At 34.5% G+C, this 18,380-nt stretch carries 18 protein-coding genes; 6 read left to right on the top strand and 12 right to left on the bottom strand.

Translation table 11 applies throughout. From position 1 onward, the window contains the following. The first annotated feature begins 7 nt into the window (after nucleotides 1–7). On the top strand, nucleotides 8–853 hold the full coding sequence (locus BR52_RS02515; protein WP_034568835.1) for a YitT family protein: 846 nt from the start codon (nucleotides 8–10) through the stop codon (nucleotides 851–853). A 28-nt stretch (nucleotides 854–881) separates the two neighbouring features. Here BR52_RS02515 and BR52_RS02510 read toward each other — a convergent pair whose 3' ends face one another. The 4 genes from BR52_RS02510 to BR52_RS02495 form a co-directional block, all read right to left on the bottom strand. Beyond that, nucleotides 882–1,607, bottom strand: coding sequence for a YebC/PmpR family DNA-binding transcriptional regulator (locus BR52_RS02510; RefSeq protein ID WP_034568833.1), 726 nt, complete (start codon nucleotides 1,605–1,607; stop codon nucleotides 882–884). 76 nt (nucleotides 1,608–1,683) lie between these two features. Further along, a complete protein-coding gene (locus BR52_RS02505; protein ID WP_034568831.1) occupies nucleotides 1,684–2,208 on the bottom strand; it encodes a dihydrofolate reductase family protein in 525 nt (174 codons plus the stop codon). Nucleotides 2,209–2,220: 12 nt separating this feature from the next. Beyond that, nucleotides 2,221–2,730, bottom strand: a complete 510-nt coding sequence (locus tag BR52_RS02500; protein WP_034568829.1) for a VanZ family protein — start codon at nucleotides 2,728–2,730, stop codon at nucleotides 2,221–2,223. Between the two features lie 92 nt (nucleotides 2,731–2,822). Next, entirely contained in the window at nucleotides 2,823–3,125 is a 303-nt protein-coding gene (locus tag BR52_RS02495; RefSeq protein ID WP_034568827.1) for a DUF7649 domain-containing protein, read from the bottom strand. A 183-nt stretch (nucleotides 3,126–3,308) separates the two neighbouring features. Between BR52_RS02495 and BR52_RS02490 the strand changes: the two genes are divergently transcribed. Continuing rightward, entirely contained in the window at nucleotides 3,309–5,114 is a 1,806-nt protein-coding gene (locus tag BR52_RS02490) for a M3 family oligoendopeptidase (RefSeq protein ID WP_034568825.1), read from the top strand. A 93-nt stretch (nucleotides 5,115–5,207) separates the two neighbouring features. Next, entirely contained in the window at nucleotides 5,208–5,765 is a 558-nt protein-coding gene (locus BR52_RS02485; protein ID WP_034568822.1) for a nucleotidyltransferase family protein, read from the top strand. A gap of 12 nt (nucleotides 5,766–5,777) precedes the next feature. Here the strand turns inward: BR52_RS02485 and BR52_RS02480 are convergent, their stop codons facing one another. The 4 genes from BR52_RS02480 to BR52_RS02465 all read right to left on the bottom strand — a co-directional run bounded on the left by BR52_RS02480 (nucleotide 5,778) and on the right by BR52_RS02465 (nucleotide 9,447). Beyond that, complete coding sequence (locus tag BR52_RS02480) at nucleotides 5,778–6,488, bottom strand: WecB/TagA/CpsF family glycosyltransferase (RefSeq protein ID WP_051915608.1); 711 nt, start codon at nucleotides 6,486–6,488, stop codon at nucleotides 5,778–5,780. A 19-nt stretch (nucleotides 6,489–6,507) separates the two neighbouring features. Next, a complete protein-coding gene (locus BR52_RS02475; protein ID WP_034568821.1) occupies nucleotides 6,508–7,194 on the bottom strand; it encodes a Crp/Fnr family transcriptional regulator in 687 nt (228 codons plus the stop codon). Between the two features lie 200 nt (nucleotides 7,195–7,394). Then, nucleotides 7,395–8,702, bottom strand: a complete 1,308-nt coding sequence (locus tag BR52_RS02470) for a C40 family peptidase (RefSeq protein ID WP_034568819.1) — start codon at nucleotides 8,700–8,702, stop codon at nucleotides 7,395–7,397. A 178-nt stretch (nucleotides 8,703–8,880) separates the two neighbouring features. After that, nucleotides 8,881–9,447 carry a DNA-3-methyladenine glycosylase I gene (locus BR52_RS02465; RefSeq protein WP_034568817.1) on the bottom strand — a complete coding sequence of 189 codons (567 nt, stop codon included), beginning with the start codon at nucleotides 9,445–9,447 and terminating at the stop codon, nucleotides 8,881–8,883. Between the two features lie 182 nt (nucleotides 9,448–9,629). Here BR52_RS02465 and trhO point away from each other — a divergent pair, with 182 nt between their 5' ends. After that, nucleotides 9,630–10,595, top strand: a complete 966-nt coding sequence (trhO, locus tag BR52_RS02460) for an oxygen-dependent tRNA uridine(34) hydroxylase TrhO (RefSeq protein WP_034568815.1) — start codon at nucleotides 9,630–9,632, stop codon at nucleotides 10,593–10,595. A gap of 45 nt (nucleotides 10,596–10,640) precedes the next feature. Here trhO and BR52_RS02455 read toward each other — a convergent pair whose 3' ends face one another. Genes BR52_RS02455 through BR52_RS02445 form a run of 3 tightly spaced genes read right to left on the bottom strand, consistent with a single transcriptional unit; the run spans nucleotide 10,641 to nucleotide 13,354 of the window. Beyond that, the gene (locus BR52_RS02455) at nucleotides 10,641–11,444 is read right to left on the bottom strand and encodes an ABC transporter ATP-binding protein (RefSeq protein WP_034568813.1); all 804 of its coding nucleotides are present in this window, start codon (nucleotides 11,442–11,444) and stop codon (nucleotides 10,641–10,643) included. Then, complete coding sequence (locus tag BR52_RS02450; RefSeq protein WP_034568811.1) at nucleotides 11,441–12,340, bottom strand: ABC transporter permease; 900 nt, start codon at nucleotides 12,338–12,340, stop codon at nucleotides 11,441–11,443. The genes BR52_RS02455 and BR52_RS02450 overlap by 4 nt, the downstream gene beginning before the upstream one ends. Nucleotides 12,341–12,382: 42 nt before the next feature. Then, nucleotides 12,383–13,354 (bottom strand): ABC transporter substrate-binding protein, encoded by a 972-nt coding sequence (locus BR52_RS02445; protein WP_034568809.1) that lies wholly within the window; start codon nucleotides 13,352–13,354, stop codon nucleotides 12,383–12,385. Nucleotides 13,355–13,872: 518 nt separating this feature from the next. Here BR52_RS02445 and BR52_RS02440 point away from each other — a divergent pair. Next, entirely contained in the window at nucleotides 13,873–14,217 is a 345-nt protein-coding gene (locus tag BR52_RS02440; protein WP_034568808.1) for a hypothetical protein, read from the top strand. A 75-nt stretch (nucleotides 14,218–14,292) separates the two neighbouring features. Further along, complete coding sequence (locus BR52_RS02435) at nucleotides 14,293–17,169, top strand: transglycosylase domain-containing protein (protein ID WP_051915607.1); 2,877 nt, start codon at nucleotides 14,293–14,295, stop codon at nucleotides 17,167–17,169. Nucleotides 17,170–17,267: 98 nt separating this feature from the next. On the opposite strand, the gene ccpA is transcribed toward BR52_RS02435, so the two are convergent. Beyond that, on the bottom strand, nucleotides 17,268–18,272 hold the full coding sequence (ccpA, locus tag BR52_RS02430; protein ID WP_034568806.1) for a catabolite control protein A: 1,005 nt from the start codon (nucleotides 18,270–18,272) through the stop codon (nucleotides 17,268–17,270). Between the last annotated feature and the right edge of the window lie 108 nt (nucleotides 18,273–18,380).

The following is an 18,380-nucleotide window of genomic DNA, read 5'->3' as shown; positions in this document are numbered from 1 at the left end:
AGAAAAAATGACAAAAAAACAGATTTTAAATTTAGTAAAGATTATAGTAGGAGCTTTTATTTTTTCTCTTGCTGTAAATGTTTTTGCTTTGCCAAATAAACTTGGTGAAGGTGGAGTAACAGGTTTAACGATGGTTCTTTATTATTTATTTGCTTGGGCACCAGCCTTAACAAACCTGTTATTTAATAGTGTTTTACTAGTAATTGGTTATAAATATTTGGATAAAAGTACTGTTTATTTAACCATTTTAGCAGTCGCTATTTTTTCATTCTTTTTACGAGTGACAGAAAGCTGGCATTTTTTGACCGATCAAACGATTATTGCAGCCATCACCGCAGGAACTTTGATGGGGACAGGAATGGGCTTGATTATGTTAGGTGGCGGCACTACTGCTGGAAGTGCTATTTTAGCGAAGCTAGCGAATAAGTACTTAGGTTGGAATACAAGCTATGCCTTGTTATTTTTCGACTTGATTGTTGTGGTTCCATCGGCTTTTGTTATTGGACTTCAAAATATGTTATTTACAATCGTTTCGCTATACGTATCTACAAAAGTCCTGGACTTCTTATTGGAAGGCTTTAATCCTAAAAAATCTATTACCATTATCTCAGATCAACATGATTTAATTGCTCGAGATATTGAAAAAGAATTAGAACGCGGCATCACTGTTTTTCATGGTCATGGCTATTATTTCAAACAAAATAAAGATATTTTATATACGGTTGTTAGCCGTCAACAATTATTACAAGTCACTAAGATTGTCAATAAGTATGACCCAAAAGCCTTTTTCATCATTAATGATGTTCAAAGTGTCGAAGGGGAAGGTTTTACGAAACAAATTACGAGTGAATAAAAAAAGATCCTCTTAAGAGGATCTTTTTTTACATTTCAGCATTATGAAAGACTTCTGAAACATCATCGTCATCTTCCAATTTATCTAACATTGTTTGAAACAACTCAGCTTTATCTGCAGGTAATGCTGCGGTTGTTTGAGGAACCATCGTGATTTCAGCTTGAGCAAGTTTGTATCCCTCTGCTTCAAGTGCATCCCGTACGGTTGTAAAATCAGTTGGATCTGTATAAATTTCGAAAACCTCTTCACTCGTCTCCAACTCTTCACCACCTGCTTCTAAAACGCTCAGCAACATTGTATCTTCGTCCACATCTAAGCCTGCTCGTTCAATCGCTAGATAGCCTTTACGATCAAACATATACCCCACAGATCCGGTTTCACCAATTGAACCACCATTTTTATTAAAGGCTACTCGAACATTGGTTGCAGTTCGGTTGCGATTATCTGTTAAAGTATGAACTAAAACCGCAATTCCATTTGGACCATATCCTTCATAAGTGATTTCATCATAGTGCTCGCCTTCGCCTGTTTGACTTCCCTTTGTGATCGCTCTTTTTACATTGTCATTTGGCATATTCGCAGCTTTAGCTTTATCAATCATCATACGCAATTGCGGGTTGATACCAGGGTCAGGTCCACCACTTTTAACGGCCATATAAATTTCTCTTGATATTTTCTGGAAAATTTTACCACGTTTAGCATCTTGTGCATTTTTACGTCCTTGGATGTTGCTCCATTTTGAATGTCCTGACATTCCTGTTCCCTCATTTCATCGTATAATGTACTTCTCTTCTATTTTATCAAATAAATCTTTTTTAACAACTCTCATTTTATTCAGCTACATAATGCATTTGGACAAGATCTTTGTATTGTCTTAGCTCACTTAATTTAAAACGTTTTTCTAAATAATTGCCAGAAAATAAGGGAACGCCTTCTCCGATTAAAACCGGTGCAATGGAAAGAATCAGTTCATCAACTAAATCTTTTTCTAAAAATTGAGCGATTAAATTTCCGCCACCAATTAAAAAGATATCTTTCCCTTCTTTTTCTTTTAAGTTTTCAACTAAATGTACAATATCACCATCAACAAAAGTAACTTCTGGATGCCCTTCTTTTGGTGCGTGACTGGTTACAACGTAATTTTCATAGTCATCATATGGAAAGGGTACATCAAATCCTAAGACTTCGTCATAAGTAGTTCGCCCCATAATGGTTGTATCTACTTGCTTCATAAAAGCATAGTACCCATTATCGCCATCATTTTCAGTTTGATACAACCAGTTCAAATCGCCATTCTTTTTAGCAATTTTCCCATCAAGAGAAGCTGCAATATATAAAATTACCGAACGTTTCATTCGTTTTCCTCCTTATTTGCGTTTTCTATTTTTTCTCAAGCGAACAAAAAGATAGACAATTAAAATACCGGTTAAAGCCCCCACACTATCTAAAATAACATCTTGAAATAGAGGCGTTCGTTCTGCTGTAAAGCTCTGGTGAAATTCATCAAATGCAGCATACCCTGCTGCTAACAGCCAAGAAATTAAAAATGCCAATTCAGTTGAACGCATCTTGTCTTTTAAACCTAAAAACCAAAAGAGGCCAAGTAAAAAATACGTGCCAAAATGTGCACCTTTTCGAATAAAAAATTCGACAAAATGTGAATAACCTTTCGTAGCAATACTAACTTCACTTCCTGCGTAATTAAAATGAACCGTACTCAAAAGATCTTTTAATGGCTCATTTTTCAATAACGTTTCTAGCATTGGTGCTACTGTTTGCTTACTATAAGGTTGTGATGAACTATAAAAGAGAATCCCCATAATTAAAATAGCCAAAAGAATAAAAAGATTTTCTTTTGAGGATGTTTTTTTCTTCATTTGATTTCCTCCAATTTCAATATCTGCTCTATCAGTTTACTATTTTTCACAAAAAAAAGCACCCTTCTCCCTTAAGAAAAGAGTGATTCTAATTAAATTCTACGATTCGCTTGTTGACGTAACTCGTCTAATCCAAATACAAGCAGCCAGATTAATGCAACAATTAACATGAGTGCAAATGCTCCTGAAATAAAGGCTCCATAAACTAACGTACCTACGCCTGTATACCAAGCAATTTTCCCCAACTGACTATTTTGAGTTCTCTTTGCTAACGTCATTACAATAAAACTTCCGATAATAACTAGTAATAATAGCGGTCTTGTTACAATACTTGAAAGCATTGACAATGCTAACACACCTTCAATTAATAAAAATAGTTTAAAATTATGACTCATGTCTCTTCCTCTTTTCCATTTAAGTGATACTCTTAGTTTAGCTGTTCCCCATCAGCTAAACGACCGACAAAAGCCGGAACTTCTTCTGCAACTTAAGGCTGATTTTAGATGATAAAGTTTATTTTCATATTTTGAAAAAGTGAGTTATAATAGATTTATTAGAATTTAGAAAGGATGTCATGAATGACTTATCATATTAATTGGGATTTAGATTCAATTTTCCCCGGAGGAAGCACCTCTGCCGCATTGCAAGAAAAGATTACACTATTACACACTCAGCTAGAGGAACTAACAACCCAGGTACAAGCTTGGGAATTTAACCAAGATCAGACAAATACTTCTCAATTCTCAGCTATTTTAGCTTTAGAAGAAAAAATTTCAATGGGGCTAACTCAGGCTTTTAGTTTTATTGAAGCCGTTCAATCCGCCGATGTCTCTGATAAAAATGCAGGCACTGTTACAGGTCAATTATTAGAGTTAAATAGCCAATTTCAAACGATCCATACAATTTTAGTCAAAAAATTAGTTCTTATTTCTGAGGATAAATGGCAAGAATTACTCCAAATCCCTTCATTTAAAGCTATCGCTTTTAGTCTAAATGAAACAAGAGAAGACGGAAAAGAATTATTAAGCGAAGCCGAAGAAGCTTTAATCAACGCTTTAAGTATCGATGGTTTCCAAGGTTGGAGCGACCATTACGACAGTTTAGTTGCAACGATTGAAATTCCTTTTGAAGAAAAAGATGGTTCGGTTTCTCTTCTTTCTGCTGGACAGGCATTCAATAAAATGAGTGATGATCCTGATAGCGCTGTTCGGAAACAATTATTTAAAAAATGGGAAGACGCCTGGACAAAAAAAGCGCCATTATTTGCAGATACTTTAAATCATTTAGCTGGTTTTCGATTAGCCAACTACAAAGCTCACCATACAACAGACTTTTTAAAGAAACCTTTGCGTTATAATCGAATGAAAAAAGAAACTTTAGATGCGATGTGGCAAGCAGTAAGTGATCATAAAAAACCATTTGTTGACTATCTGAATCAAAAAGCAAAACTTTTTGGAAAAACACAATTATCATGGGAAGACATTGATGCGCCAGTCATTATTGGCTCAAACAAAGCACAGGTTTATCCTTTTGATCAAGGTGCTGATTTCATCGTTGCCAACTTTAGAAAATTCAGTACAAAAATGGCTGATTTTGCACAATACGCCTTCGACCATTCTTGGATTGAAGCAGAAGATCGTAGTGGAAAACGCCCTGGCGGTTACTGTACAGGTTTCCCTGAAAGTAAAGAATCACGAATTTTTATGACGTATTCAGAATCTCCAAGTGATGTCTCAACGTTGGCTCATGAGCTAGGTCATGCCTTCCATTCTGACGTGATGAAAGACTTGCCAATCCTCAACCAAGATTATGCGATGAACGTTGCTGAAACAGCCAGTACATTTGCTGAAATGATTGTTGCAGATGCTACTGTCAAAGAAGCTACAACAACTGAGGAAAAAATCATGCTCTTAGATACAAAAATTTCAAGTAGCATCGCGATGTTTTTAAATATTCATGCTCGCTTTATTTTTGAATCTAATTTTTACAAGGAGCGCCAAGCTGGAATCGTCTCTGAAGAGCGTATTTCTGAATTGATGGAAGAAGCTCAAAAAGAAGCTTTCAAAGATTCCTTAAGTCAGTACCATCCGCATTTTTGGGCTAGCAAGTTGCACTTCTTTATTTCAGATGTGCCATTCTACAACTTCCCTTATACCTTTGGCTATTTATTCAGTTTAGGAATCTACGCTCGGTCGTTAGAAGAAGGAGCCGATTTTGAAGATAAGTATATCGCCTTATTAAAAGATACTGCTTCAATGACAACAGAAGAGCTAGCGATGAAACACCTTGACGTCGATTTAACAAAGTCTGATTTTTGGGTTGCGGGAATCAAACTAATGGAAGCAGATGTACAAGAATTTATTGAGTTAACCAATAATCTTTAATCACTTTCTTTATACAAAATACCTCTATTTTTTCAATAGGGGTATTTTCTATAATGTAAGGTGATTGACATTCAATTGAAGTGAGGTTTTCGTATGAAAAATCAACAAGATTTAATGAACTGTATTTCAAATAATCCTGAGTTAATGACTATTCTAATAATTGTCGAAGAATTGCATTTGCCACAAGCTTGCCTTTGTGCTGGAACAATTCGAAGTACCATCTGGAATCATTTATCAACTAAAAAAAATTACTTATCCAATGATCTTGATATCATTTTTTTTGATCCAAACGTATCCTATGAATCCACTCTTCTAATTCAAGATCAGCTTCAACAAAAGTATCCTTTTTATCAATGGGAACTGAGAAACCAGTATGATATGCACCAACACAATCCTAATACCGCTCCCTATTTGTCTGTCGAAGATGCGATTAGTAAATTTCCAGAAACCTGTACAGCTATCGGAATTCGAACACAAAAAGGAGAACTTGAACTGATTGCGCCTTATGGTGTTTCTGATTTAATTCATTTTAAAGTAGTACCTACACCTTATTATCAAACAGATCCTGAAAGAATGGCGATTTTCAAACAACGATTGCGACAAAAAGATTGGAAGAAAACCTGGCCCAATTTAACACTTTACTTGAATTGATGATTTAGCTCTTTATTGACTTAATGACTTTACTCTTGCTTTTAGCGTATGAACTAATAAAAACGCATTTCCAAAGAGGCTATGGACAAGTAGTTTTCTTATTTTTTTACTTAGTCGTCGGATTGGTTTTGTCTTAATTTCATCTGCTAGTACATCAAAATTAGCACCTACTCCCATTGCGAAAGGAATTCCCAATTGCCCTAAGTATTCGTCAATCCAATATTCTTTTTTGGGACTGGAAAACGCTACAAATAAAATATCTGATTGTGATTTTTGAATTTCTTTAACAACCTTTAAAGTATCTTTCTTTGAAAAATAACCATTATGATAACCAGAGATGTCAAGTGTCGGATAAGTGATTCTCACATAATTTACTACGTCTTCAAGAACTTCATTACTTGATCCAAGAAAATAAGGACGATAACCTTGCTCCTCACACTTTTTTAACAGCTCAATAAACAATAGTTTTGTTGATATTCGCTGTTTAAGTGGTCTCTTTAGTAATTTACTAGCATGTAAAATGGTTGAACTATCTGTAGTAATTAAAGGGGATTTGTTCACGATTAATCTAAGTGATAGATCTTTTTGCATTGAATTGATTTTACTCGGATAGATCACAATGTGTTGACTAGGTTTTTTTCTTTTGATAATTCCTTCAATTTTCATTATTGAATCCATTAATCCTACATCATCTACATAACAATTTAAAAATTTCACCCTCATTAGTAAGCCCTCCTTTTTGTTATTCTTTAGAGATTGAAAAATAGCCCTCAATTTTTTTCCGATTTAAAATATAGGGTTTACTAGTAGATAATAAAAACTCCTTTGCAACAAATTCTTTAAAAATTTTTGTGATTGTATTCACGTTGCAATTGCAGTAATTTGCTACAATACGAGTAGTCATTTCTTTAGGAAGATAGTAGTAATCTTGGTCTTCAACTCCAAAATTAATCGCTATTTTTTCCATTACTTTTAAAATTCGTTTTTTTAGAGGTAGACCTAATAAATTTCGATGTGAAATTAAACTATTTAAGGTACTATGCATATAGTTAATATGGAAAATTGCTCCTTCTTGAATTGAAAAAAGAATAGCCAATAACTCTTCTTTTTTTATTTTCACTAATACAGCAGAAGTTAAGCTCATTACACCTAAAGAAGATTTTTCACCTATGAATAAATCATACAAACCGATTACAGACGATTCTCCAATTAAATCAACAATTTGATTGCCTTTCTTTAAAACAAATATTCCTTCTTTAATAAAATAAAAAGAATCATGAATCGTATTTTCTTCAATTAATGTTTTTTTACTTGCAACTTTAATTACTTCCGATTTTATCTTAACAGTATGATTATCTAATATTAAATCGACTAATTTTTCATTACCAAATAGATTTTTTATCGTATTTTTTCCATATAGACTATCCATTTCTACCTCCATACATAAATGCCAAATTAACACTATTAACTATTACATTTATTATATAGTTAGAAACCGATAAAAAGTTAAATCAAAAATCTAATAACTAGACTTTTTACCAACTAAGTAATGAATTTTCTGTCGCATTTATATTTTGTAGACAAAAAAAAGCTATCAATTTAAAATTGATAGCTTTTCAAAAATTATTTTTAATAGCGGCCATAGCCTACAATAAATTTATCCCAGTAATAAGCGTAGTTCGCATAAGCAACACCTGATGAAGATTGTGAGCCGATAAATGTTGAACCACCTGCATAAATTCCTACGTGATCAATCTCTCCACCTGATTGTGAGAAGAAGACTAGATCACCTGGTTGTGGGTTAGATACTTTTGTTGAAGCAGCATATTGTGCTGAAGCAACACGTGGAATTGAAATTCCTGCTCTTGCAAATACATATTGTGTAAATCCTGAGCAGTCAAAACCATTTGTTGTTGTTCCGCCCCAAGAATAAGGAATTCCTTGTAAAGGATTGGCAATTGCTTGTAAGTTGCTCCATGAAGCACCGCCACCAGATGGTGGTGTTGGAGGATCTACTGGTTTAACCGGTTTTTCTGGTGTTACTGGTTTAGTTGGTTGCTCTGGTACCGGCGTTGGAGCTGCTGGTGTTGGATTACTTGGAGCTACTGGATTGTTTGTTGCTGGAGTCGGTACAGAAGAAGGTGCATCTTGACTCGAATTTTTATTACTACTTGAATCAGCTGTTTCTTTAGTCGTTGCAGATGCTAATTGAACAGCTTTCGCTGATTCATCTTTCGCTGCAGTAAAGGCAGCGACTTGTTTTTCAGCTTCTGCTTTTTGAGCTAAGAATTTAGCTTTGTCGCCTTCAGCTGTTGCAGTATCTGCTGCTAATTGAGCAACTACTACTTCTTTTTCCATTTTTTGTTTTTCTAGCTTGCTTTGTGTTGATTCAAGTTGTCCAGCCAATGTATTTTGTTGATTGACTTTCTTTTGTGTTTCATCTTTCTTTGTTTTCACTGCTTCTTTATCTGCTACTTGTTGTTGAACTAAACCGCGGTTAGCAGAAACCATTTTGCCAACAACATCGATTCGGCCAATTACATCAGAAAGAGATTCTGCACTAATGATAAATTCTAAGTAATTTTGACTGTCGCCAGTTACTTGAACAGAACGAGCTTGTTCTTTTAATTGATCATTTCGTTGATCAATTTTAGCTGTTAATGTTGTAATGTCTTCATCTAATTGTTTCATTTCAGAATTCGCTGCTTGGATTTCTTTTAATAATCCTTTTGCTTTTGCTTCGTTATTAGAAATTGAAGATTCAACTGTTTCTAAATCCGCTTGAACACTTGTCGATTTAGATTTTAATGAGTTGATTTTGCTATCTTGTTCTTGAATTTGAGTTTCGACAGAATCTGCATGGGAAACAATAGGTAAAATCATTGAGCTAAATGTGATTGTTCCTAAGATGGCAATATTCATTAATTTCTTGTTCACGATTTCATTCCTCCAAAGTATCATTCTTTTTTATTTTTATCATTCATTGTTTAAATTTTAAAGTTTTCCTTAACGTCTATTTAGTATAGCATACTTCACTTTCAAATTAGATATCTATTAGATTACAATAAAATTTCATTTACCTTGTTATTTATCACATTCTTAAGAATTCTATTACTTATTTGTCATAATTGACTGCCATTCTATAGGAACAATTCATTGTGTGATCATTTATCAATCCTGCTGCTTGCATAAATGCGTAGCACGTAACGGGGCCTATAAAAGAAAATCCTCTCTTTTTAAGATCTTTGGCTAGCTGATTAGACAATTCCGTTTGCGCTGGGACTTCTGCAATGCTTTCAAACTGGTTGTCAATCGTTTGGTAATCAACAAAAGACCATAAATAACGATCAAAGCTTCCCCACTCTTTTTGAACCTTGATAAAAGCCTGTGCATTTTTAATAATTGATTTTATTTTTAAACGATTACGAATAATTCCAGCATTATTCATTAATTCTTCTACTTTTTCATCTGAATAACTAGCTATTTTATGATAATCAAACTGATCTAACGCTTCACGATAATTTTCACGTTTTACTAAAATCGTTGACCAACTCAAACCTGCCTGCATCGTTTCTAAAATTAAGAGCTCAAACAAACTGGCTTCCGAATGATGGGGGTTTCCCCACTCTTCATCATGATACCTAATATCTAACTCTTTTTTTGCCCAAGCACATCTTTCCATTTCCCCAACCTCCCTATTTTCTTTATTCCTTTCATTATAAATGACAATCACTAACTTGCAAGCATCTCCTTATGTGATTTTAAACACAAATATAATTGCTAGCTAATCGTTTTAATTCATGTTAAAGTATAGTGTCAATCTATCTTATTTAGTTGATGGGAGAAAATTTAGGAGGATTTACTATGTCAAAAGATTATCGTGTTTTACTTTATTACCAATATGTTGCGATTGAAGATGGTGCAGAATTCGCAAAAGAACACCTTCAGTTTTGTAAAGAATTAGGGCTTAAAGGCCGTATTTTAGTTGCCGATGAAGGAATCAACGGAACGGTTTCTGGTACAATAGAAGAAACACAGCGTTACATAGATGCGATGCACGCTGATCCACGTTTCGCTGAAACTGTTTTTAAAATTGATCCTGAAAATCATGATGCTTTCAAAAAAATGTTTGTTCGCTACCGTCCTGAGTTAGTTTCTTTAAACTTAGAAGATGATATTGATCCACTTAAATTAACAGGTGCCTACTTAAGTCCTAAAGAGTTTAGAGAAGCTATTTTAGATGATGATGTCGTTGTCATTGATGCCCGTAATGATTATGAATATGATTTGGGTCACTTTAGAGGAGCTGTTCGCCCTGAAATCCGCAGTTTCCGCGAATTGCCTCAGTGGATTCGTGATAACAAAGAACAATTTATGGAAAAACGTGTCGTTACTTATTGTACTGGTGGGATTCGCTGTGAGAAATTTTCCGGCTGGCTAGTCCGTGAAGGTTTTAAAGACGTTGGTCAATTACATGGTGGAATTGCTACTTATGGAAAAGATCCAGAAGTACAAGGCGATTTATGGGATGGTCAAATGTATGTCTTTGATGAACGAATTAGCGTTCCTATTAACCGTAAGGAACATGTTATCGTTGGGAAAGATTGGTTTGATGGAACGCCGTGTGAGCGCTACGTAAACTGCGCAGACCCTAAATGTAACCGTCAAATTTTGACTTCACCAGAAAATGAAGCGAAATATTTGCGTGGCTGTAGCCATGAATGTCGTGTTTCGCCTGAGAATCGTTATGTGAAAGAACAGCACTTAAGCATTGAAGAAGTCGAAGCTCGTTTAGCTGAAATTGGCGAAAAACTCCCTTCAAATGTTTAATAAAAAAAGGCTTTGTTGACGTAAACGTCAACGAAGCCTTTTTCCTTATCCTAAAACCAAAGAATCTTCACTCATTACTTGACCACTATTTTTTTGGAATAAGGTCAATAAATCGGGAACGGTTAATTCTTGCTTTTGCGAACCTTTAATATCTACCACAATTTGTCCATTATATAACATAATTAAACGATTGCCGTAACGAATCGCATCTTCCATATTATGGGTAATCATTAGAGCTGTTAGTTTTTTTTCTTCAATTACTTTTTCTGTTAATTCTAAAACAGATTGGCTAGTTTTTGGATCGAGAGCCGCCGTATGCTCATCTAATAAAAGTAATTTGGGTGTTACTAAAGTCGCCATTAATAATGTAACGGCTTGACGTTGACCACCTGAAAGCAATCCCACTTCCATTTTCAATCGATTTTCTAATCCTAAATTAAGTTGTTGTAGTTGTTCCTTAAAAAAAGCTCGTTGCGCTCCCTTTACGCCTTTTGATAGACCTCTGCTTTTCCCTCTTTTATAAGCAACTGCCAAGTTTTCTTCAATTGATAATCGTGTTGCGGTGCCCATACGTGGATCTTGAAATACTCGTCCAATATAAGTTGCTCGCTTCGCTGTTTTTTGATTGGTAACGTCAATACTATCCACTAGGATTTCTCCTTCATCAACAGAAAAGCTACCAGCAATACTGTTTAATAAAGTTGATTTACCAGCACCGTTGCCGCCAATAATCGTAACAAATTCGCCAGTTTCTAAGGTTAAATCAATGCCTTTTAACACATGATGTTCATTGATTGTTCCTACTTCAAAACTTTTATGAATGCCTTTTAATTCTAAAATAGTACTCATGCTAATTTGCCTCCTTTCTTCTTGCCTTTTTTGATTCCTTTTAATTTACCACGCAACAATGGTGTTGAAAGTGCGATGGCTAAAATAAGTGCTGAAAATAGCTTTAAGTCAGTTGGTGCTACGCCTAATTGTAAAACAATATCAATAATCAAACGATAAACGATTGCTCCAATGACGATTGTCATCAGACGTTTTACAAAAGTTAAATGGCTGAAAATAACTTCTCCAATAATAATCGAAGCTAGTCCGATCACAATCGTGCCAATTCCCATACTAATATCTGCATACCCATTATTTTGTGCTAATAATGCACCTGAAAGAGCAATCAAACCATTACATAACATATATCCTATAATTTTCATTAAATCAGTATTAATCCCATTGGCTTCACTCATTTCCTCGTTATCTCCTGTTGAATGAATAGCTAAACCTATTTCTGTACTAAAAAAGAAATACAATACCACTATAACAATAGCAACTGCGATGCCTCCGACAATTAAAACCGCTGTTTGATTGGTCATTCCCAGTAATGCCAAACTTCTCATAATTGTTTTTTGACCTAACAATGAAATATTCGCTTGTCCCATGATTCTTAGGTTAATCGAATACAACGCCGTCATTGTTAAAATACCCGTTAGTAATGCTGGGATTTTCAACTTAGTATGCAACAAACCTGAAACCAAACCTGCTCCCATGCCACCTAATAGCGCCATTAAAGTGGCAATAATAGGGCTAGTTCCAGCCACAATTTGACTTGCACAAATAGCCGCGCCTAGTGGAAAACTTCCCTCAGCTGTTAAATCAGCGATATCTAAAATACGATACGTTAGGTAAACTCCAATTGCCATAATTGACCATAAAAGACCTTGCGAAACACTTGACATGATAATATCCATTTAACTTATCTTCCTTCCTGTATAAGAACGTTTCATGATTCGTTATTTTTTGATTTTAATACTTGTAGGATCAATTTCTAGTGCTTTTGCCATTTTTTGATTCACAACTAGTTCCAAGTTTTTAGAGGTTTCAATGGACAACTCTTCTGGTTTTGCTTCACCTTTTAAAATTTTAACAGCTAATTTTCCTGTTTGACGTCCTAATTTTTCATAATTGATTCCATAAGTTGCTAAACCACCCTCTTCAACCATATCTGTTGAACCTGCAATCACGGGAATTTTAGCTGCTTCTGCGATTTCACCAACTGTTGACATTGTTTTTGCTAAGGTATTATCTGTTGGAATGTAGATTCCATCTACTTGTTTTGCTAGTGACGTCATCACTTGTTGAACATCATTAGTTGAAGAAACCGTTACTTCTTTTACTTTAACACCTGATTTTTCAAGCGCTTTTTTCGCTAATTTTGATTGAATTTCTGAATTTTTTTCACTTGCATTGTAAATAATTCCTACTGTTTTAGCTTCCGGTACGATGGATAATAATAAATCTGTTTGTTCATCAATTGGCACCATATCGCTTGTTCCAGTAACATTTCCGCCTGGTTTTTCATTGCTTGTTACTAACCCTGCTGAAACGGCATCTGTCACGGCTGTAAATAAAACTGGGAGGGTTGTGGTTTCATTGACAACTGATTGTGCTGCAGGTGTTGCAATGGCTAGAATGACATCATTTTTATTTTTTACTAAGCGTTCACTCATACTTTTCAAATTCGATTGATCCCCTTGAGCATTTTGGTAATCTAAGGTCATATTTTTTCCCTCTTCATATCCAGCATCTTTCAATTCTGCAACAAAACCTTTGCGTGCTTGATCCAATGAATTGTGTTCCATATATTGTAAAACGCCAACTTTAACTTCCTTTTTGTTCTCACTTTTTGAATTTCCGCCAGTACATCCCGCTAATAACCCTAACGCTACTAATCCTGTTAAACTTGCAATTGCTATTTTTTTCATCTTTTTTTCCTCCAATTTTTTATTATTTAATAATTAAGAATTTTCAAACTATTATAGTTCCTTTAACGCTACTCCTATCTGTTTAATTTGTTTTGAAGACACAAAAACACCTCTTTAGATTTTGATAAGTAAAATCTAAAGAGGTGTCCCTGATTCCCTATTGAGGAAAAATAAACGATAAAGCCACTCTAGATCATTACTCATCTATGTGGCGAATTTTGTGTAAATCAAAATGCTCTAGCCATATAGATACAAACATTACGGTTTGTACCCATGAAGGTTCATGTTTACAAACACTATCTAAAATAGCTAAAGAAGAAATTATTCAGTTGTGTTGGATATACTTGTTCGTTTTTCATAACCATCACTCACAATCTAAATTTGTTAGTCAAAGTATATCTATAATCAAAATAAATGTCAAATACTTTTTTTATTTTAATTAATTTAAAATAGTGCTCTAATTTTCTTGAATTATTTGGTATACTTGTAGGAACAGTATTTTAAGGAGTGAACCTATCTTGGAAAAACTTTATCAACGTTTTAATGCGGTTGTTCAAAAGTTTGGTTTAACAAAACAGTATTTTGCTGGTGATTTTTATCGTATTTATCAAATAAATCCTGAGCATTATAGTATTGCTCGTCTAAAAACTGGTCCCTGTGGAGAATCTCTTTATCAGCCACAATTAAAAATAGCGGTTCGATACAATCAACTTTCAGTTTTGTCCTATTTTGATAACGTAAAAACGCCTACCCAATCTGTTCTCTTAGCTGACGAAACAACTGAGTTTTTAGAAACTGAGTTTATAGAGTTGCTTAGTAAATTTGATTATCTTCTTTCAAACGAATGCACCATCGACTCTTAACAGTTCATTCCCTTTTTTATTTTTAAAGCACAAACGTCTAAACAATTACTAATTTATATTATTGAGGTGAAAAAATTGAATGATCCACATAACAATAACAATGGACCATCCATCAAAGAAAAACTTATCAAGTCTTATGAACGTTTAAAAGAGTATGCCAAAATAAAATGGCTTGATTTCAAAAAAAATAGGCAGATAAAAAAAGAACAAAAAGAGACTAATTTAACCGAACCTACTGAGATTGAAAAATCACCTATTGAAACAGCACCTTTAATAAGTGATAACCCAGAGTCACCATCTATCGGTTCAAAAATAGTCGTTTTTTTAGCAGCAATTCAAATTGCCTTCATTACAAAATGGACTAAATTACGCGCTCGTTTTTCAGAATCAAAAACAAACAAGCAAAATGAAGACCTCACTCCAGAAGAAAGAAAGAAAAAAATGATTTTTCAATTTAATGTAGGCTATGGCGTTATCAAAAATCTATTTTTAAGTTTTATCATTTTAGTTCTATTTGGCGGTGCCCTTTTTGCGGGTGTTGGTTTAGGCTATTTTGCTTATCTCGTTTCTAATGAAAAACCACCAACTTATGAAGAGATGCAAAGCGATATTAGCAATCTAGAACAAGTTTCAAATATGTATTTTGCTGACAGCACTCCGATTGGGCAATTAAAAACAGATTTAAATCGAAAAGTTGTGCCTTTACATGAAATTTCAAAAGACCTGCAACACGCGATTGTTGCAACCGAAGATGAATATTTTTACAAACATCATGGTGTTGTTCCAAAAGCCGTAGCTAGAGCCTTAATCCAAGAATTTACAGGTTCAAGTATGCAAACGGGTGGATCAACATTAACTCAACAATTAGTCAAACAGCAATTATTAACAAGTGAAGTTTCCTTTAAACGAAAAGCCAATGAAATTTTATTAGCTTACCGATTAGAAAACTATTTTACTAAAGATGAGATTTTAGAAGCTTACTTAAATGTTTCAAGTTTTGGACGTAACAGCAGTGGTCAAAATATCGCTGGTGTTGAAGCTGCTGCTATTGGTATTTTTGGTATTCATGCGAGTGAGCTAAACCTGGCTCAATCTGCTTTTATCGCGGGACTGCCACAAAGTCCTTCCATGTACACTCCCTATAATCAATTTGGGGAATTGCGTCAAAACTTAGAAGCGGGTACAGAACGTAAAAATACCGTTCTCTTTAGAATGTATCGTGAAAAATTTATTACTAAAAAAGAATATGATGAGGCCTTAGCCTATGATTTAGTAAAAGATTTTGTTTCTCCAACTGAAGACGTTGAGGATCACAATTATTCTTATGTTTACAATGCGGTTGAAAAAGAAGCACGTCGAATTATTATGAAGCAAATGTATACCGCCGATAAACTAACAGATGCAGACATTGAAGCGAACGATAATTTATATAATGTATATTACAAACGTGCTGATTTTGAAATTCGTCAAAAAGGCTATGAAATTCACTCTACAATTAATAAGAATGTGTACGATGCAATGACTGAAACGGTACAAGAATATGGCGATTCACTAGGTCAAACCTATCACGCTACTGTATACAATGAAGTGACTGGTGAAAATGAAGAGATTCAAGAACCTGTTCAAACAGGTAGCGTTTTAATGGATAACCAGACTGGAAAAGTGATTAGTTTTGTTGGGGGACGTGATTTTGATATTACACAAGTCGATCATGCTTTTGATACCCAACGTCAGCCAGGGTCAACTATTAAACCCTTACTAGTATACGCACCTGCATTGGAATCTGGCTTAATTACACCTGCTACAATGATTGCTGATACTAACTTTACCTTTACACAACCAAATGGGGAAGTTTGGGCGCCTAAAAACTATGGCGGAACCATTAGTGGGAAATTTGTCAGTGCTAGAGAAGCCTTAAAACGTTCTGCCAATGTCCCAACCGTTCAAATTTATAACGAACTCTTAAAAAATTCTAATCCTGGGGATTATTTGAAAAAAATGGGCATTCAATCCATCAATCCTTCTGAGTACGGAAATCTTTCCCTTTCACTGGGTGGAACCGATACTGGTCCAACTGTTTTAGAACAAACTAATGCATTTGCAACACTTGCAAATGGAGGAAATTATACAAAAGCGTATTTAATTGATTCCATCACTGACAAAAAAGGCAATAGCATTTATCAGCATGAAACGACTTCAACTCCTGTCTTTTCACCACAAACAGCATACCTTACTACTGACATGATGCGTTCTGTAGTTAATGAAGGAACAGGTAGTTCGATTCATAATTACTTGAATTTCACTGCTGATTGGGCTGGAAAAACCGGAACATCGCAAAATTTCCGTGATATTTGGTTTATTGCCAGTACACCTCAAGTTACCTTAAGTTCTTGGATTGGCTATGACAACCAATATAGTAGTCATGAGCTTTCACAAACTGATGGTTACGGCGATACAAGTCTTCGGAATATAAGATATTGGTCAAAATTAGCCAATGCAATTAACCGTGTTGATTCAACGATTTTAGGAACTGAAAAAAGTTTCAACCGTCCGGCTGGTGTGACTTATAGTTCAGTTTTAGCTGCTACAGGTATGAAACCTTCTACCTTTACAGCTCCAAATGGATCAAGTATTACAGCTAGTGGCGCGATGATATCGGAATTGTTTAACACAAAATATTTGCCAAGTGCTACCAATTATCATTTTACTTTAGGAGCAAATTCTTCAGAACTGTATAAATATTGGTTCGAAACATATGTAAAAACACAAGAAGAAGATCAAAAAAAGAAAAAAGAAGAAGAAGAAAAAGCCGAGAAGGAAAAAATTGAAAAAGAGAAAACTGACAAAGAAGAAGCTGAAAAAGAAAAGAAACAGAAAGAAAAGGAAAAAGAAACTGAAGAAAAGGAAATTGAACAAACTGAGGATATTCTAGAAATTAAATCAACACCCTAATATCAGAATTTATTACATTTTACAACAAACTAACCACTTACTGTAAAATCAAAAAGAAACCATCTATTTGGAAATTCCGAATAGATGGTTTCTTTTATTTATTTTTTAGTTGTTCCACGATCCGCAATATTATGAGGTAAAATAATTGTTTTTTCTTCAACTTCTTCTTTATTCATCAATTTTGTTAATAAGCGCATTGAAACAGCACCAATATCATATAAAGGTTGCGTAATCGTACTTAATCGCGGACGAACCATTTCAGTTAATTTTGAATTATTACTTGTAACGACTTCAAATTTTTCTGGAATTTTAATTCCATGATCTAACGCTCCATTTAAAATACCAATTGCTAATTCATCATCGCCAACAAAAGCTGCTGTTGCACCTACTTTAGCTAATTTGTTATACATTTCTTCACCAGCTTGGTAAGAATATTCCGTTTCAAATACTAATTTTTCATCAAAGTTAATCCCTGCTTTTTTCAATGCTTTTTTATAACCATTCATACGGTAAATTCCATTGATTGGTTCAGTTAAAGCGCCTGAAACAAAGGATATTTTTTTATTGCCTTTTGCAATTAATTGCGTGATTACTTGTTCTGTTGCTTCAGTATAATCAATGTTCACACTGCCAACTTGCGCATCTGGGTCAACGGTTCCAGCTAGAACTACGGGTGTTTTTGAACGTGAAAATTCAGCACGCATTTCATCTGTAATTTTGTGTCCCATGTAGATGATTCCGTCTACTTGTTTAGCTAGTAACGTATTTAATACTTGAATTTCTTTTTGATCGTTTTGATCAGAGTTCGCTAGAATAATGTTGTATTTGTACATTGTTGCGATATCATCGATTCCTCTTGCTAATGAAGAGAAATATAAATTCGTAACATCTGGTACGATGACTCCAACCGTAGTTGTTTTTTTGCTTGCTAAGCCTCTTGCTACTGCATTTGGACGGTAATCTAAACGATCAATAACCTCCAAAACTTTTTTTCTAGTCGTTGGTTTTACATTTGGATTTCCATTGACCACACGTGAAACTGTCGCCATTGAAACATTGGCTTCTCTTGCAACATCATAAATTGTAATTGTTTGTTTTTCCATGTTTGTTCTCCCTCTATTATTTAATTTCGTTCCTGACAATCCTATACTCATACAATTTAACAAATAAAATTTAAAAATGCAAACGTTTTACTTTCGTTTTCATGAAAT

This window comes from Carnobacterium divergens DSM 20623, from assembly GCF_000744255.1.
Lineage (GTDB): Bacteria > Bacillota > Bacilli > Lactobacillales > Carnobacteriaceae > Carnobacterium > Carnobacterium divergens.
This window is presented reverse-complemented; position numbering and strand designations above follow the sequence as displayed.